Origin of the sequence: Kushneria marisflavi, assembly GCF_002157205.1 — a bacterium.
GTDB classification, from domain to species: domain Bacteria; phylum Pseudomonadota; class Gammaproteobacteria; order Pseudomonadales; family Halomonadaceae; genus Kushneria; species Kushneria marisflavi.
In genome coordinates, this window is record NZ_CP021358.1 from 2,331,028 (window position 1) to 2,346,039 (window position 15,012).

Below are 15,012 nucleotides of genomic sequence, written 5' to 3' on the forward strand. Positions count from 1 at the left end.
ATGTGTGAACGACGCTTGCCGATCAGTGGTAGCTCAACCTTCGAGTGGTCGTGGCATTCTATCAACGAATGATCATGAGAGGCGGCAATCCCTGATAAACGAGCCGGCGATTAAATGCGTGGATCAGGCCCTGATTGTACCTCGAATGCGGACAGGCGATATTGAGACTTCCGCTACCGGCCAGACACAAGACTTGCCATGACCCTTTCCCGGCCATCATCACAACGCGATCCTTCGGTACCCGCCTGTCATCTCTGTGACCGGCGCCCGCCCGAAGTCGATCTGGTTCCACAGCGCGCCGTTCGCCCGGCACTGCATGCCGAGATCGAAACGCTGGCAGCCGGCTGGCAGCCCGGCTGTTATATCTGCCATGCGGATCTGGCGCGTGTTCGGCGTCACCACCTGCATGCCTGGCTGCATCGCCATCACCGGGGCGCACCGCCGGATCAGGCACTCATCGCCGCCATCGAGAGCGATGAGCCCGTCTCACGTCCACCGCAGGAGGTCATGCCCGAGCGTGCAGGCCTAGGAGATCGCGCCGCCGACCGCCTGGCCAATCTTGGTGGTAGCTGGGGCTTTATCCTGAGTTTTACCGTGCTTCTGATCGGCTGGATGGTGCTCAATACAATCGGTCTTCTGGCACGCCCCTTTGATCCCTACCCCTTCATTCTGCTCAATCTGGTGCTCTCATCGCTGGCGGCGCTGCAGGCGCCGGTCATCATGATGAGCCAGCGACGTCAGGAAGAGAAGGATCGGGCCCGAGCAGAGAGTGACTACCGCATCAACCTTATGGCCGAGCTGGAAATTCGCCAGCTCCACGACAAGCTGGATCATGCATTGATCCAGCTGGCCGAGATGCGCGAGCACCCACAGGCAAGATCCGAACAGGGCGGGAAAACAAAAGACATGGACGCCGCTGAAGGGTGCGATAAGCTGGGCCGATCAAACAGTGGGCAGTGACAGGAGAGTATTGGAATGCGTCAGTGGCAGGTATGGGCAGGTGCCGTATTGATGATGGGGCTGGCCGGCTGTGAAAGCGTGCAGCGAATGGCGCAGAACATTCCGGGCGCCGAGCATATTCCCGGACTTTCCAGTTCCGGTCCGGTCGAGACGACCGTCCCCAGGCAGGTGCCCTTCCCGGCGGAAACCTACGCGGCACTGCCCAAAACCGGTACCGCGACCATCAAGGGCCGGCTGGCCTACAAACTGACGTCGGGGCAGACCGTTTACGGCAACCGGGAGAAGGTCTCGATTGCACCGGCCACCGAGTACTCGGCGGAAGCCGCCGACAAGGCACTGGCGGGTCAGCGCGTTGAGCCGGCGGACCCACGCGCTCAGGCCTATACCCATGTGACCACCACCGACGCCAACGGCTATTTTACGGCGACCGACATTCCGGCCGGCACCTTTTACGTCGCCGGCACCGTGGCGCTCCCCAACGGGCAGGGCCGCAGCCCGTTCATCCTCAAGCAGGTACGGGTGAAAAACGGCGGCTCGGTCAGAGTGGATCTGAGTCGGTAACGCCCTGGCAGGGGCCGCGCGGCGCCTGTCACGTCAGACCATTTTCCGGAGAACATTGATGAAAGCCGCCATGCTCGCGCCTGCTGCCGTACTGATCCTGTGGTCACTGATCATGCTGTTCTGGATGGCCTTCAGCCGTTTCAGGGCGATGAAGGAAGCCGGCGGCGATCTGAGAAGCGCTCAGCCTAGCGGGCGCGGTCAGGATCTGGAGGGCGTGTTGCCCGAGCGCGCCAACTGGAAGGCGCACAACTACACCCATCTGATGGAACAGCCCACGATCTTTTATCCGGCGGTCATCATTCTGGCCGTGATGGGCGCCAGTCCCGTGGATGTGTTCCTTGCCTGGGCCTATGTACTGTTTCGCATCATCCACTCCGTGTATCAGGCCACCGTCAATCGCGTGGCGGTGCGCTTTCCCCTGTTTCTGGTCTCGACCCTTGCACTGATCGGGCTGGCCGTGCGAGCAGTGATGGTGACACTGTTTTCCTCCGGTGCGATCTGACCTGCGGGTCACGCACGCCTGATCGGTATATCGCGGTCATAGGTCGTGATTTCGAAAGGGTTGCCGTCCGGGTCGCTGAAATAAAGCGACCATGCCAACTGGTGATCCTCGAGTCGCGGCGGTTCGGGGAGCCTTTTTGACAGCCAGTCCTGCCACTGTAAAAACGGCTCGCCGCTGACCCGCAGTGCGATGGTGGTGCGACAGGGCTCGGGCGCCCGCTCGAACAGCGACAGGCAGACGGTGTGGCCACTATTGGCCATGATCAGCGGGCCGTTCGGGTCTTCGGCCCAGACCTCAAGGGCCGTCACGCGCTTAAGCCCCAATACGCCCTGATACCAGCGCTCGGCGGCGGCCCGGTCGGCGACAAACACATGAATATGATCGATGCGATCCAGCGATGGGGCATGGAAGACGCTCCCTGATTTTTAAGTTTTGAGAAAGTCTCAAGGATAATAAAAAACCGGCGCCCTGAGGCGCCGGTTTCGTGATGGCCTGTCATGATGGACAGGTTGTTATCAATGCATCAGCTCTTTTTGGAGAGCGTGGCAAGTGCGTCGTTGAGGATCTTGCTCGGACGCATGGCCTGACCGGCCAGTTCGATATCCGGATGGTAATACCCCTTGATCTCGACGGCCTTGCCCTGCACGCCGTTGAGCTCATCGAGGATCGCCTGCTCGTTGTTGCTGAGCGTTTCATAAAGCTCGCCGAAGAGCTTTTTGAGTTCGGCATCGTCGTTTTGCTCGGCCAGTGCCTGAGCCCAGTAGAGCGCCAGATAGAAGTGGCTGCCACGGTTGTCCAGCTCGCCGGTCTTGCGCTTGGGCGACTTGTCGCTGTCCAGGAACTCGCCGTTGGCGCGATCCAGAGCGTTGGCCAGCACGATGGCGCGCTGGTTATCAAACGTCTTGCCCAGGTGCTCGAGCGAGGCGGCCAGCGCCAGGAATTCACCGAGTGAATCCCAGCGCAAGTGGTTTTCTTCCACCAGCTGCTGCACGTGCTTGGGCGCGCTGCCGCCGGCACCGGTCTCGAACAGGCCGCCACCGTTCATCAGCGGGACGATCGAGAGCATCTTGGCGCTGGTGCCCAGCTCCATGATCGGGAACAGATCGGTGAGGTAGTCACGCAGGACGTTACCGGTCACCGAGATGGTGTCCTCGCCGCGGCGCGTACGTGCCAGCGTGTACTGCATGGCTTCGACCGGCGTCATGATCTGGATGTCCAGACCGCTGGTGTCGTGATCCTTCAGGTACTGCTCGACCTTTTTGATCATCTGCGCGTCGTGGGCACGCGCGCTGTCGAGCCAGAAAATGGCCGGGGTCTGGCTGTCACGGGCGCGCGTGACGGCGAGCTTCACCCAGTCCTGAATCGGCGCATCCTTGGTCTGGCACATGCGCCAGATGTCTTCGCGCTCGACCGAGTGCTCGAACAGCACATTGCCTGCCTCATCGGTGACGCGCACGGTGCCATCGGCCGGAATCTGGAAGGTCTTGTCGTGGGAGCCGTACTCTTCGGCCTTCTGGGCCATCAGACCGACGTTGGGCACGCTGCCCATGGTGGTCGGGTCAAAGGCGCCGTTTTTCTGGCACTCCTCGATGGTGGCCTGATAGATGGTGGCGTAGCAGCGATCGGGAATCACGGCCTTGGCATCGTGACGGGCGTCATCGGCGCCCCACATCTTGCCGGAGTCGCGAATCATCGCCGGCATGGACGCATCGATGATGACATCAGACGGCACGTGCAGATTGGTGATGCCCTTGCTGGAATCGACCATCGCCAGTGACGGACGCGCCTTGTAGAGCGCCTCGATATCGGACTTGATGGCGTCCTGCTGATCTGCCGGCAGCGAGGAGAGGGCAGAATAGAGATCACCCACACCGCTGTTGGGGCTGAAACCCGCGTTCTTGAGGGCCTCGCCGTGCTTTTCCAGCACGTCGCGATAGAACTCGTCGACCACGATGCCGAACATGATCGGGTCAGAGACCTTCATCATGGTGGCCTTCAGGTGCAGAGAGAACAGCACACCCTTCTGGCGGGCGTCCTCGATCTGCTCGCGGATGAACGCACGCAGCTGGCGGCTGCTCATGCTGGCGCCATCGACGATTTCGCCTTCGGTGACGGCCACCTTTTCCTTGAGCACGGTGGTGGTGCCGTCCTTCTGGACCAGTTCGATCTTCAGGTTGCCGGCGCGGTCGATCACGGCGGACTGTTCACTGCCGTAGAAGTCGCCTTCACTCATGTGCGCCACGTGGGACTTCGAGTCCTTCGACCACTCGCCCATGCGGTGCGGGTACTTCTTGGCGTAGTTCTTGACCGACTTCGGCGCGCGACGGTCGGAGTTGCCTTCGCGCAGGACCGGGTTGACGGCGCTGCCCTTGACGCGGTCAAAGCGGGCGCGAATATCCTTTTCCTCATCGCTTTGCGGCGACTCGGGATAGTCGGGGATGGCGTAGCCCTGTGCCTGCAGTTCCTTGACCGCGGCCTTGAGCTGGGGCACCGAGGCGCTGATGTTGGGCAGCTTGATGATGTTGGCTTCCGGCGTCTTGGCCAGATCGCCAAGTTCTGCCAGATGGTCACCCATCTTCTGGTCGTCTTTCAGGTAGTCGGGGAACTGCGCCAGGATGCGGCCGGCCAGCGAGATGTCGCGGGTTTCAACGATGATGCCGGCCGAATCGGTAAAGGCATCGATAATGGGGAGCAGCGAATGGGTGGCCAGCGCAGGTGCTTCGTCGGTGAGGGTGTAGATGATTTTCGGCGTGTTGGACATCCTGGTATAAACCTCTCTTGTCACTGCGATTGCATGATGGGGACATGACGGTTGCATGAAGCTGGAGCGGTACGCAGTGGTCGTGCAAGGGCAGTCTGTCGTCTGTCTTTACACCCACTCGCCCGACGATACGTCTTGCCTGCGAAGCGCCCGGACTCCATGCGGAGATGGCGGATAAGCACACATGGGCCAGCGATCCGATCAGGGCGAGTATAACAGCGCACCCTGACGGGTGCATAAGCTCGCCGTACATCAGCGTCCATCGAACGTCCCGGTGCGGCTCGGGTGTGCCGTGTCCGGGTATTCTGTCGCTGGTCTTCGGGGCATTTGCGTTTGAGAGACAGCGGTCGGACTGGCCAATTATCGTCTGAAGAGCGCGGCCTCGTCCTTTTCCGGCTGTGCCAGACTGTTGGGCCCGTGGTCTGCAAATATCTGAAAGAGATCGCAGTGCCACTTTACAACAGGAAACGAGGCATCATGGCAGGGTCCTGGCATCAAAAGAAGCAGCGCCTCGGTCATCGGCTGGCGGCGCTGATGGATCATCGGCGTGCGGTCTGGTTGCTGTTCGTGGCGTCGATACTGGAAACCCTGATCGTCCCCATCCCCATCGAAACAATCCTGATTCCATGGATGGTGTTGCGTCCACAAAAGCGCTGGTGGCTGGCCTCGGTCGCGCTGGCGGGAAATCTGCTGGCCGCTGCGGTTGGCTACGGGCTCGGTGTCTGGGCGATGGGTCAGTTTAATGATCAACTGATCGGACTGTTTGGCGGGCAGCAGGCGTTCAACGCGTTTGATCAGCGCTTCAGCGACAATGGCTTTCTGGCCGTGCTGTCGATCGGCGTGATCCCCATTCCGTTTCAGATTGCCATGCTGGTGGCCGGCAGCACCGGCTACTCCTTTTTCCTGTTCATGCTGGCCGCGCTGCTGGCCCGGGGCGCCCGCTATTTCGGTCTGGCGCTTTTGGTGCACTTCTTCGGTGACAAGGCCCTCAAGCTCTGGAAGCGCAACGAGCGGACCATGATGGTCCTGCTGGGCGTCGCGGTGGCCGGCTATCTGATCTACAAGGGGATGGGTCTATGGAGCGGTGGCGGCTCGGCGTGAGCCGCCACGGTAGGAAGGGTGCGCTACCAGTCCATGTTCCAGCCCAGCGAGAAGGTGCGGCCGCGGCCCTGAAACTCGTAAAGCTCCTCGGGGCCATAGGCCGGTGAATAGAAGATCGCGGCGCGCTGACCCCAGACGGTGGCGTAGCGCTTGTCCAGCAGGTTATCGATGCCGGCCGTGAAGGTGCCGTAACCATCGGTACGCTGTTGGGCGATCAGATCAAACGTCGTGAAGCCGTCGATGTCGTTATCGCTTGAGGCGCCAAGCTCTGAGGCATCGTCGGACAGGTCAAAGGCGTGATTGCCCTGCAGGCGCACGGAGCGGTCGCTGTCGGCCCACTCGACAAAGGCGGTGGCGCTGGATAGCGAGGCGTAGCGCGCATCGCGCCTGTGCCAGTCGCCGTCTTCGCCGAGCTGTTCGGAGCGGGTCAGATGGGCCGTGCCTCCCAGCTCCCAGTGATCGCCCAGAAAACGGGAAGTCGCCGCCTCGATGCCGTAGTCGCGGCGTTTTTCATCGATGATGCTGGTGCCCAGCTGGCGGTCATTTTCCAGCGCCCGATCCGACCATGCGTAATACAGCGCGACCTGGGAGTTCCAGTGTCGACTGCGATAGCCCCAGCCCAGCTCGACCTGATCGGTCTGGATGCCTTCAACGGCGTTATCTCCGATATCGAACCGCGCGTTGTTATACACCGCGCCCACGTTGGGCAGCTCAAAGCCCTGGCTGTAGCTTGACCAGAAGCGGTGGCCGCTGTCGTACTCCTGCACCACCCCCAGGTTATAGAGCGTATTGCTGTAGCTGTTGCGTCCGCCTGCGTTGCCGCCAGGGGTGCCATTGTCGAAGGCATCGACTTCCACGTCGGCATGCTCCTGGCGCACGCCCCCCTGGACCTTGAGATGTTCGGTGGCCTGCCACTCCAGTTGAGCGAAGCCGGCCAGCCCGTCGATCGAGTAGCCCGGGTAGCGCGGTCCGGTCCGATCCGTGGCCAGCCTCAGGCCCTCGGTGACATCGGAAATATCGCGGTCAAAGAAGGCCTGATCGGAATTGAAGCGCTCGTGGTAGTAGTCCACCCCGTAGGTCAGATCGAGGTCATCTCGCAGCGCCGCCACAAACAGGGCCTTGGCGCCGCCCAGATCGGTGCGCTGCTCGGAGGCACGAAACTCGACGGCGGTGTTGTCATCCACGTAGTAGGGGAAGGGCGAGAAGCTGCTGTCTTCTTCGCGGTAATACGCCTGAAAGTAGAAATCCTGCCCCAGCAGATCGGCGTGATGATAGTTGGCGTTGTAGAGCTTTCGCCGGGTACGCGGGTCGCGATCGGCGTGATAGCCGCCGCGGATGTCGGCGCTGGCAAGGCTGCCCTGATCCAGATCAGGGAAGCGCACGCCACGATCACCTTCAAAGCCCGAGTCGTAATGCTGGGCCAGCAGGGACAGGCTCTGCTCCTCGGTCAGATCGATGTCCACCCGTCCCAGCATGTCGAGGGCGCGGTTGTCCTGTAGATCGGTCTGGGCCAGATCCGGAAAGATTTCCTGATTGTCACCGTCATAAAAGCGCCCGTTCTCCTCGTAGGCCACGCTCAACCGACCGCGTATCCGCTCGCTGCCGCCCGAAACCGACTGCGCCACGCGGCGGTCAACATCGCGGTGGTTATTAAACCCGGAGGTGGCGCCTACCCGGGTTTCAAAATGTGGCCCGCCCGCCTCGGGCGTTTTGGTGACGATGTTGATGGTGCCGCCGGTGGCATTGCCGCCGTAAAGGCTGTTGGCGCCGGAAAGCACCTCGATGCGCTCGACATTGAACGGGTCAATTGAGTCGAACTGGCGCGACAGCCCCCGGGAGCTGGTCATCGAGACGCCGTCGATCAGGATCTGGGGGCTGCGCCCCCGCAGGTTCTGGCCGTACTCGGTGCGCCCTTCAGGGGCGAAATCGAGTCCCGGGATCAGCTTGCCCAGCATGGTCTTGAGATCCTCGCCGGCCTGAGCCCGGCGCTCGATCTGCTCTTGATCCACGAGCCAGACGGCCCCGGGGATCTGATCCGGTGAGGCTGGCGTGCGTGAGCCTACCACCACCATGGTCTCGGAAGGCGGTGACTCGGACGTTGACGCAAGGCTGGCCGTGGTGGCCGTGGTGGTGGCGGCCGATGAAGGCGCTTCGGCGGCAGCGATTGATGGCGCCAGCAGCAGTCCGGCCGATATCGCCATGGCCAGCGGCGTGATGGCGTCTCCCTGATAAGGCATGAGGGTTCCCGGGGTCTGGTTGTTATACGTTGGTATTGAGAATATTTCTTATTCGTGAAGAGATGTTATCCATCGAGACCGGGACCGGCAACCTGACAGGGTTGGAGGATGATGTGGCCTTCAGCTTGAGCATGGTTTGACGGCCGTCATTGCTCGCTGCAAAACGTCGTCCCGCAAAAAAGCCACCCCGAAGGATGGCTTTTGGTGATGACATATCGGACGTCAGTACCGGCGATAAAACGATCAGCTGATGTCGTTCTGGCCCAGCACGATCAGACGATTGGGCAGCTCGTCTCGCTCATGGGTGGCGGGCACATGCGTTTTCAGAATCATGCCACAGGCCTCGACGCAGTCGATAAATCCCTTCTGGGTATGCCCTTCGCGCACCTTTTGGGTGAAATCGGCCACGATCTCGGCCCACACGGCGTTATCCAGCCGTTGGGAGATGCCGTGATCGACCAGAATCTCGACGTAGCGCTCGGCTTCCGAAACAAAGATCAGTACGCCGGTGCCGGCCTCGGTCCGGTGCAGGTTCTGTTCGAGAAATTGACGCCGGGCGAGATTGGCCGCGCGCCAGAACCGTACGTGGCGAGGAATCAGGTGCGTGATGATCCCGGGCCGGCGAAAGAGGATCGCCAGCACCGCAAACAGGGCCCACTGCACCAGCAGTACGATCCAGGGGCCGGTCCAGAACACGTCGAGCCCGAACCAGCCGGCCAGCAGGGCCAGCGCCCCGGGCACGATCAGGGCCACAAGCCCTGCCCACAGCAGCGGAATATAGGCGTAGTCGTCTGCCCGCGGGGCCAGGACCGTGACGATCTCGGCATCGGTGTCGCGTTCGACGCGGGCAATGGCCTCGCCGACCTCGCGCTGTTCGTGCTCTTTGAGTAGTGACATACCACGTTATCCTTGTGTGAGCGCGACCGTTACCAGCCGCCGGACGCGCCGCCGCCGCCGAAGCCGCCGCCACCGCCACTGAAACCACCGCCGCCGAGACCGCCTCCCGAGCGGCCACCACCGCCAAGCGCGCCACCCAGCAGCATGCCGCCGAGCAGTCCGCCTCGACCTCGTCCGCCACGACCGCCACCACCTCGAACGATCATCAGCACGATGAACATCAAAATTGTCAGCCAGATACCGGCACCGCCGAGCTCGCGGGAATCGCGTTCGCCGCGCTGCTGGCTCCGGGCCAGCGGATCGCCGCCCAGCACCTGGATCATCGCCTGACTGCCTTCCACAATGCCGCGGGCATAGTCGCCGTCGCGAAAGGCCGGGGTGATGACCTGATTGATGATGGCGGAAGATTGCGCATCGGTCAGACGCCCTTCAAGGCCATAGCCAACCTCGATGCGCATCTTGCGCTCATCAACGGCCACGATCAGAAGGGCGCCGTTGTCCTGATCCTTTTGACCGATGCCCCAGGCACGGCCGAGCTGATAGCCGTACTGCTCGATGGTCTCACCGCTCAGGTCGGGCAGGGTGACCACCACCAGCTGTTCACCGGTGGCCTTTTCGTGGGCCGCCAGCGTCTCGGAGAGCTGCGTTTCGGTAGACGCATCGAGCAGCTGGGCGTTATCTACCACGCGCCCGGTCAGCTCGGGAAAGTCAGGGGCGGCCTGGACCGCTGCCGTACACAGCAGCAGTACAAGGCCGACGGCCAGCGAGCGTGTCAGTCGTCTCACGTCATCACCTGCGGCATCAGAATTTCACCTGTGGGGCCTGTTCTGCGTTTTCGGCAGTGGCTTCGAAGTTTTCGCGGATCGGCAGATCGCTGTACATGATCTTGTGCCAGATGCTGCCCGGGAAGGTACGAATCTCGGTGTTGTAGGCCTCAACCGCCTGGATGAAGTCGCGTCGTGCCACTGCAATCCGATTTTCCGTGCCCTCGAGCTGGGACTGCAGCGCCAGGAAGTTCTGATTCGACTTGAGGTCCGGGTAGCGTTCCGAGACTGCCATCAGACGACTCAACGCCCCGCTGAGCTGGCGCTGGGCCTGCTGGAACTGCTGCATCTGTTCGGGGTTGTTGAGCGTGTCGGCATCGACCTGAATCGAGGTCGCCTTCGAGCGCGCCTCGATGACCGCCGTCAGGGTTTCTCGCTCCTGGTTGGCATACCCCTTCACCGTCTCGACCAGATTGGGGACCAGATCGGCACGTCGCTGGTACTGGTTCTCGACCTGTGACCAGGCCGATTTGACCTTCTCATCCAGAGTCGGAATCTTGTTGATGCCACAGCCGGAGAGCGTCAAACACAGACACAGCAGCGCCAGACACTGCCAGTGAAGGGCGCGCCGGCCGCCATGAGCGGGAGAAAAATGGTGGTCAGACATGGACATGGGTCGGGATCTCGAACGAACGGGCATGAGGGATGGATGCAGGCAACCGTCAACATGACGGCACACTGATGATGTCAGTCTAGATGCCGCCACGCCAATCGTCGTCAGCGGCCTTGTCACATGACCAAAGCAGCAGCCGTAAAAGCTGGTGCGCCCACTATGCTTGGATCTGGCATCACGCCCTGGAGAACAGCGTCATGAAGACATTGCGAATCGTGGTTTGTGGACTGAGCCTGGCACTGGTGCCCGTGCTGGCGCTGGCCACGTCTCCGCCGTCGGAAGAGGACGGGTCATCGACCCAGTCATCCCCCTCCGTGTCGTCTGTGCAGAATACTGATGAGCTCTCCCGCCCTGGCGGCGCCAGCGGTATGGAGGATCAAAGCGGCAGCATGCAGCGCGAGCGCCAGCAACAGCTCAAGGATTCTCATGAATCATCCAGCGCAATGGAGCGCCAGCATCAAAAGCAGGGTGTGGGCAGCATGAACGACGACAACACCACCAAAACGCCGCAGGGTAGCGCCGAGGTTCCCGATGAGCGCACTCAGGATGACACCGCTCCGCCATCACCCTGAGTCGGGTCGAGACCTCTGCCTCATGACGAGGCAGATGTGCGGGCCGAAGCGGACACGTGGGACCGACGGTTCAGCCACATCACGGCCAGTGCCATCACGCCCACGGGCACCAGCAGCCAGAGGTTGAGCGCCTGCCAGCCCAGCCACGCATTGAGCGGTCCTGCTGCCAGCGCTGAAAGCGTCACCATGCTGAACACCACACAGTCATTGAGTGCCTGTACCCGGGGGGCTTCCTCCGGAGTATGGGTGCTGGCAAGCCAGGCGCTGGCAGGAATAAAGGTGAAGTTCCAGCCCAGTCCCAGCAGCAAAAGCCCCACGCCGAAGGCGGACAGAGCCGGTGCCAGCAGGGCACAAAGCGCACTCAGCCCCAGCAGCATCGCCCCGGTCACGATCATGCGGACGTGACCAAACCGTCGAATCAGATGGCCGGTGACAAAGGACGGCGCGAACATGGCCAGCACGTGCGCACTGATCACATGTCCCGTGGCTTCAAAACCGTGGCCATGGTGGGCCATGGCCAGCGGGGTGGCGGTCATGGCCAGATTCATGACCGTATAACCCAGGGCGGCGGCCACCATCGCGGCGGCCAGTCGCGGGCGGTGCAACAGCGCAAGCCTTGAGATTGATGTGCCCCGGCGGCCGCGCGGCACCGGGTCGGTCAGATTCAGGCTGGCCACAATCAACAGCGCGACAAGGTACAGACCGGCAAGCCCTGCCAGCGTCCCCAGAAAGGGCACGGCGAACAGATGGCGAGAGATACCGGCCAGCCAGGGGCCGAACAGCGCCGCCAGCACGCCGCCGGCCATCACCATCGAAAGCGCCCGATCACGCTGCTCGGGCGCGGCATCCGCTGCGGCAAAGCGATAGAGCATGCCGGCCCCGATGCTGGCGCCGATTCCGAAAGCGCCCAGGTTAAAGCCGACAAAGCTTTCCCCGGCCAGCGACAGCGCTGCCAGAGCAATGCCGGAAAGCCCGGTCAGATTGGCCATGATAAAGGTGCGCCGTCGCCCAAGGCGCTCGGTCAACCAGCCGGCCGGCAGGGTGGCACAGGTCGTGCCCAGCATCTGGGCGGCCACCGGCAGGGTGATCAGCGCGGTCGACGGCGACAGGTGCGCGCCGATCAACGGATTGATGGTGATCAGCATGATATTGCCGCTGACCAGCAGTGCCTGGCAAAGGGCCAGCCACCAGACCGTAGCCGGCAGCGGCGTTGATCGACGTGGTTGATTCATGATGTGCCTCCCGAGCCGAACAAATGGCATCGCGGACAGTTCGGATGGATCAAGAGATCGAGGGTATGGTGCATCGCCGGCTTTCCGCAGGGAAACAGTAGAGAGTGTGCGGTCAGACGGCGATGTCGACAACGACCTTATACCCACCGATTCGGACCTTGGGCGGGAGGCATGATCCAGGGATTTCTCCGACAAGACATCTTTTAGCTCGCCATGGCGACATGACCCTTCTGTGATGCCACTCGTGCAAGCCAGGCATTGATGGCCGGGTAGCCGGACAGATCGATACCCCCTTCAGGCGCCACATGGGTATAGGCATACAGGGCGATGTCGGCCAGCGTAAAACGCTCACCTGTCAGGAAGTCGGCGGTGACAAGCTGCTGCTCCATGACGGCCAGGGCTGCGTGTCCTTCCTGTTGTCGATCGGCCAGATCCTGGCGCCGCTCGGCCGGGGTGTTTAGATAGCGCACGATAAATCGTGCCGACGCCACGGAAGGTTCGTGGCTGTACTGCTCGAAAAACAACCATTGAAACATGCGTGCCCGCGCCAGCCGACCCGTCGGGATCAGCGTGCTGCCGTCAGCGAGAAAACAGAGGATGGCATTGGACTCTGCCAGACAGGTGCCGTCTTCAAGTTCCAGCACGGGAATCCTGCCATTCGGATTGCGCTGTAAAAAGGCCGGCGTTCGGGTATCCCCGTTCAGGATGGACATCTCTATCCATTCATAAGGCAGTGACAGATATTGCAGGACGAGCCTGACCTTGTAGCAATTGCCCGAGTGCTGATCGCCGTAAACGCGATACATGACGCCCCCTGCCAGTCGTGTTGGAAAAAACGATAAAAATGGATATCCGGTGAACCCTCACCCATGCCGGGTAAAGGGCGCGCCACTCAGCCAGCCGGCTTCCGAGTCGCTCATGCCTTGTTGCTTCAGGGCGCTGCACACCGCCTGCTGCGCCGCCTCATCCTTGTGCTGCGCGGCCTTGTGCTTGCCGATCAGGCGCTCAATGGAAAGCTCGATTCCCACAATCGCCTGACACAGCCCATCGATGTACGCCTGCGGGGCATCGCCGATGGACCAGGGCGTGGCCTGGCCCTGTTCAAATCGATCGGTCAGCCTGGCGACGTGTGCCTTGAGCCAGTCAGGGCCCTCGATGAATCGAAGCGTGCCGTGTGCCTGTACGCTCAGATAATGCCAGGTGAGCACGACCCGGCCATGCGTGCGTTTGGCGGGATACGAACTCGGAGTAATGTAGCTGTCAGGCCCATGAAACATGGCCATGGCCTGTGCCGCCGGCGTTTTCCAGAGCGGGTTGGCGCGAGCGATATGGCCTTCGAGCACGCCATGCTCTCCCTGATAAGGGTTGAGCAACAGGGGCAACGGATTGGCCTCGATGTCGCCGCTTGAGACGGTGACAAGGGTGGCAAAGGGGTAGTGCGCCATCAGGGCATGCTGCGCCTCGAGGCTGTCCATCCGAAAGTGACGGGGTAAATACATGGCTTACTCTCCCTGTCGCAGGGGCGCGGTCAGCGTCGATAGCGCGACGCTCTGATAGCCCGTGTCGTCAAAGTTATCCGGCATCAGCCACTGCCTGTGCGCGTCCGCGACAGGTGGCCACTCGTGATCAAGCAAGGCATACCAGGTCGTATCGCGATTTCGCCCGCAGACCACGCGATGCTGGCGAAAAAGGCCTTCATGGCGAAAGCCGAGCCGCTCGGCGGCCCGTCGTGACGGTGCATTGAGCGCATCACATTTCCATTCCACACGGCGATAGCCCAGTGAGAAGGCGTGAGCGATCAAAAGATGCAGCGCTTCTGTTGCCATACGGGTGCGTGCCATCTGCCCGGAAAGGTTTAGATGACCCAGCTCGAGGGTGCCGTGTTCACAGGCAATGTTAAGCCAGGCCGCCACGCCCATCGCCTGATCACGCTCCCGGTCGATGAGCGCCAGAAACGTCGGGTCGCGCGAGATGGCCCGACCGGCCAGCCATTCAAGACAGCTGTCCCGGTCATGGAAGGGGCGCCCGCCGAGATAGACCCAGCGCGAGGCGTCATCCTTCTGCCAGGCGTTGAACAGCGCCTCGCCGTGTGTCGCCACGTTCAGCGGTGCCACCCGACAATAGCGTCCTTTCAGCGTGTCGTGACCGGGCATTGGCGGCGGCTGCCAGTCATGGATCAGAGCGCCTGTTGGGGGAGAGGATGATGAAGAGAGTGTCATGACCCTGACCCCGGAACGGAGAGCAGGTACGTGTCGAAGGCCTCGTTTTTCTCCCAGCCCAGCGATTCATACAGCGCTTTTGCCGCGTGGTTGTGGATCTGGGTGCTCAGCGTCAGTGACGCCACGCCGTGCTCTCGGGCCAGGTTCGCGGCGGCCTGCATCAATGCTCGGCCGATACCGCGACCGCGCACAGTCGGAGCCACAAACAGGTCATTGAGCAGCCAGCGCGGGGCAAGACTTACCGTTGAGAGCACCGGGTAGAGCTGCACGAAAGCGTCCGGGCCGTGGCCGGCGTCGTGAACCAGCAGATAGGAGTCGCCGCGCTCAAGGCGCTCCTGAAGAAAGCCGCGACAGGCCGCTTCATCGCTTTGCTGCTGATAGAAAACACGATAACCGTCCAGCAGGGTGGTCAGGGCATCGAGATCCGAAAGGGTGGCCGTTCGAACAGGGGACATGGATCGCTCCAGGCAGGTGATGACGTTCGATCATCGTGACCGCATACTGGTTCTTCCATAAGGGCCAGTTTCAGGAAA

The 15,012-nt window shown here is 61.7% G+C and carries 16 protein-coding genes; 5 read left to right on the plus strand and 11 right to left on the minus strand.

The genetic code is table 11. From position 1 onward, the window contains the following. Positions 1-198 precede the first annotated feature (198 nt). The 3 genes from B9H00_RS10560 to B9H00_RS10570 are packed head-to-tail and all read left to right on the plus strand — an operon-like array spanning position 199 to position 2,023. Complete coding sequence (locus B9H00_RS10560; RefSeq protein WP_086900629.1) at positions 199-960, plus strand: DUF1003 domain-containing protein; 762 nt, start codon at positions 199-201, stop codon at positions 958-960. A gap of 15 nt (positions 961-975) precedes the next feature. After that, the gene (locus B9H00_RS10565) at positions 976-1,521 is read left to right on the plus strand and encodes a collagen binding domain-containing protein (protein WP_086900630.1); all 546 of its coding nucleotides are present in this window, start codon (positions 976-978) and stop codon (positions 1,519-1,521) included. Between the two features lie 58 nt (positions 1,522-1,579). Next, the gene (locus B9H00_RS10570; protein ID WP_086900631.1) at positions 1,580-2,023 is read left to right on the plus strand and encodes an MAPEG family protein; all 444 of its coding nucleotides are present in this window, start codon (positions 1,580-1,582) and stop codon (positions 2,021-2,023) included. An 8-nt stretch (positions 2,024-2,031) separates the two neighbouring features. Here the strand turns inward: B9H00_RS10570 and B9H00_RS10575 are convergent, their stop codons facing one another. Further along, positions 2,032-2,418 (minus strand): VOC family protein, encoded by a 387-nt coding sequence (locus B9H00_RS10575; protein ID WP_086900632.1) that lies wholly within the window; start codon positions 2,416-2,418, stop codon positions 2,032-2,034. A gap of 128 nt (positions 2,419-2,546) precedes the next feature. Then, complete coding sequence (locus B9H00_RS10580; protein WP_086900633.1) at positions 2,547-4,784, minus strand: NADP-dependent isocitrate dehydrogenase; 2,238 nt, start codon at positions 4,782-4,784, stop codon at positions 2,547-2,549. 477 nt (positions 4,785-5,261) lie between these two features. On the opposite strand from B9H00_RS10580, the gene B9H00_RS10585 reads away from it, so the two are divergent. Beyond that, the gene (locus tag B9H00_RS10585) at positions 5,262-5,885 is read left to right on the plus strand and encodes a YqaA family protein (protein ID WP_086900634.1); all 624 of its coding nucleotides are present in this window, start codon (positions 5,262-5,264) and stop codon (positions 5,883-5,885) included. Positions 5,886-5,908: 23 nt separating this feature from the next. Here the strand turns inward: B9H00_RS10585 and B9H00_RS10590 are convergent, their stop codons facing one another. The 4 genes from B9H00_RS10590 to B9H00_RS10605 all read right to left on the minus strand — a co-directional run bounded on the left by B9H00_RS10590 (position 5,909) and on the right by B9H00_RS10605 (position 10,456). Further along, a complete protein-coding gene (locus B9H00_RS10590; protein WP_236944253.1) occupies positions 5,909-8,122 on the minus strand; it encodes a TonB-dependent receptor in 2,214 nt (737 codons plus the stop codon). A gap of 243 nt (positions 8,123-8,365) precedes the next feature. Next, complete coding sequence (locus B9H00_RS10595) at positions 8,366-9,019, minus strand: TPM domain-containing protein (RefSeq protein WP_086900635.1); 654 nt, start codon at positions 9,017-9,019, stop codon at positions 8,366-8,368. A gap of 29 nt (positions 9,020-9,048) precedes the next feature. After that, entirely contained in the window at positions 9,049-9,804 is a 756-nt protein-coding gene (locus B9H00_RS10600; RefSeq protein ID WP_086900636.1) for a TPM domain-containing protein, read from the minus strand. Between the two features lie 16 nt (positions 9,805-9,820). Beyond that, positions 9,821-10,456, minus strand: coding sequence for a LemA family protein (locus B9H00_RS10605; protein ID WP_236944254.1), 636 nt, complete (start codon positions 10,454-10,456; stop codon positions 9,821-9,823). A 197-nt stretch (positions 10,457-10,653) separates the two neighbouring features. On the opposite strand from B9H00_RS10605, the gene B9H00_RS10610 reads away from it, so the two are divergent. Then, positions 10,654-11,028: a hypothetical protein gene (locus B9H00_RS10610; protein ID WP_086900637.1), complete on the plus strand. Its 375-nt coding sequence runs from the start codon at positions 10,654-10,656 to the stop codon at positions 11,026-11,028. A gap of 20 nt (positions 11,029-11,048) precedes the next feature. Here the strand turns inward: B9H00_RS10610 and B9H00_RS10615 are convergent, their stop codons facing one another. The 5 genes from B9H00_RS10615 to B9H00_RS10635 form a co-directional block, all read right to left on the minus strand. Beyond that, complete coding sequence (locus tag B9H00_RS10615) at positions 11,049-12,260, minus strand: MFS transporter (RefSeq protein ID WP_236944255.1); 1,212 nt, start codon at positions 12,258-12,260, stop codon at positions 11,049-11,051. Positions 12,261-12,463: 203 nt separating this feature from the next. Further along, a complete protein-coding gene (locus B9H00_RS10620) occupies positions 12,464-13,066 on the minus strand; it encodes a glutathione S-transferase family protein (RefSeq protein ID WP_086900638.1) in 603 nt (200 codons plus the stop codon). 57 nt (positions 13,067-13,123) lie between these two features. Beyond that, positions 13,124-13,759 (minus strand): FMN-binding negative transcriptional regulator, encoded by a 636-nt coding sequence (locus B9H00_RS10625; RefSeq protein WP_086900639.1) that lies wholly within the window; start codon positions 13,757-13,759, stop codon positions 13,124-13,126. A gap of 3 nt (positions 13,760-13,762) precedes the next feature. Beyond that, complete coding sequence (locus B9H00_RS10630; RefSeq protein WP_086900640.1) at positions 13,763-14,479, minus strand: GNAT family N-acetyltransferase; 717 nt, start codon at positions 14,477-14,479, stop codon at positions 13,763-13,765. Further along, positions 14,476-14,934 (minus strand): GNAT family N-acetyltransferase, encoded by a 459-nt coding sequence (locus B9H00_RS10635; RefSeq protein WP_086900641.1) that lies wholly within the window; start codon positions 14,932-14,934, stop codon positions 14,476-14,478. The genes B9H00_RS10630 and B9H00_RS10635 overlap by 4 nt, the downstream gene beginning before the upstream one ends. Between the last annotated feature and the right edge of the window lie 78 nt (positions 14,935-15,012).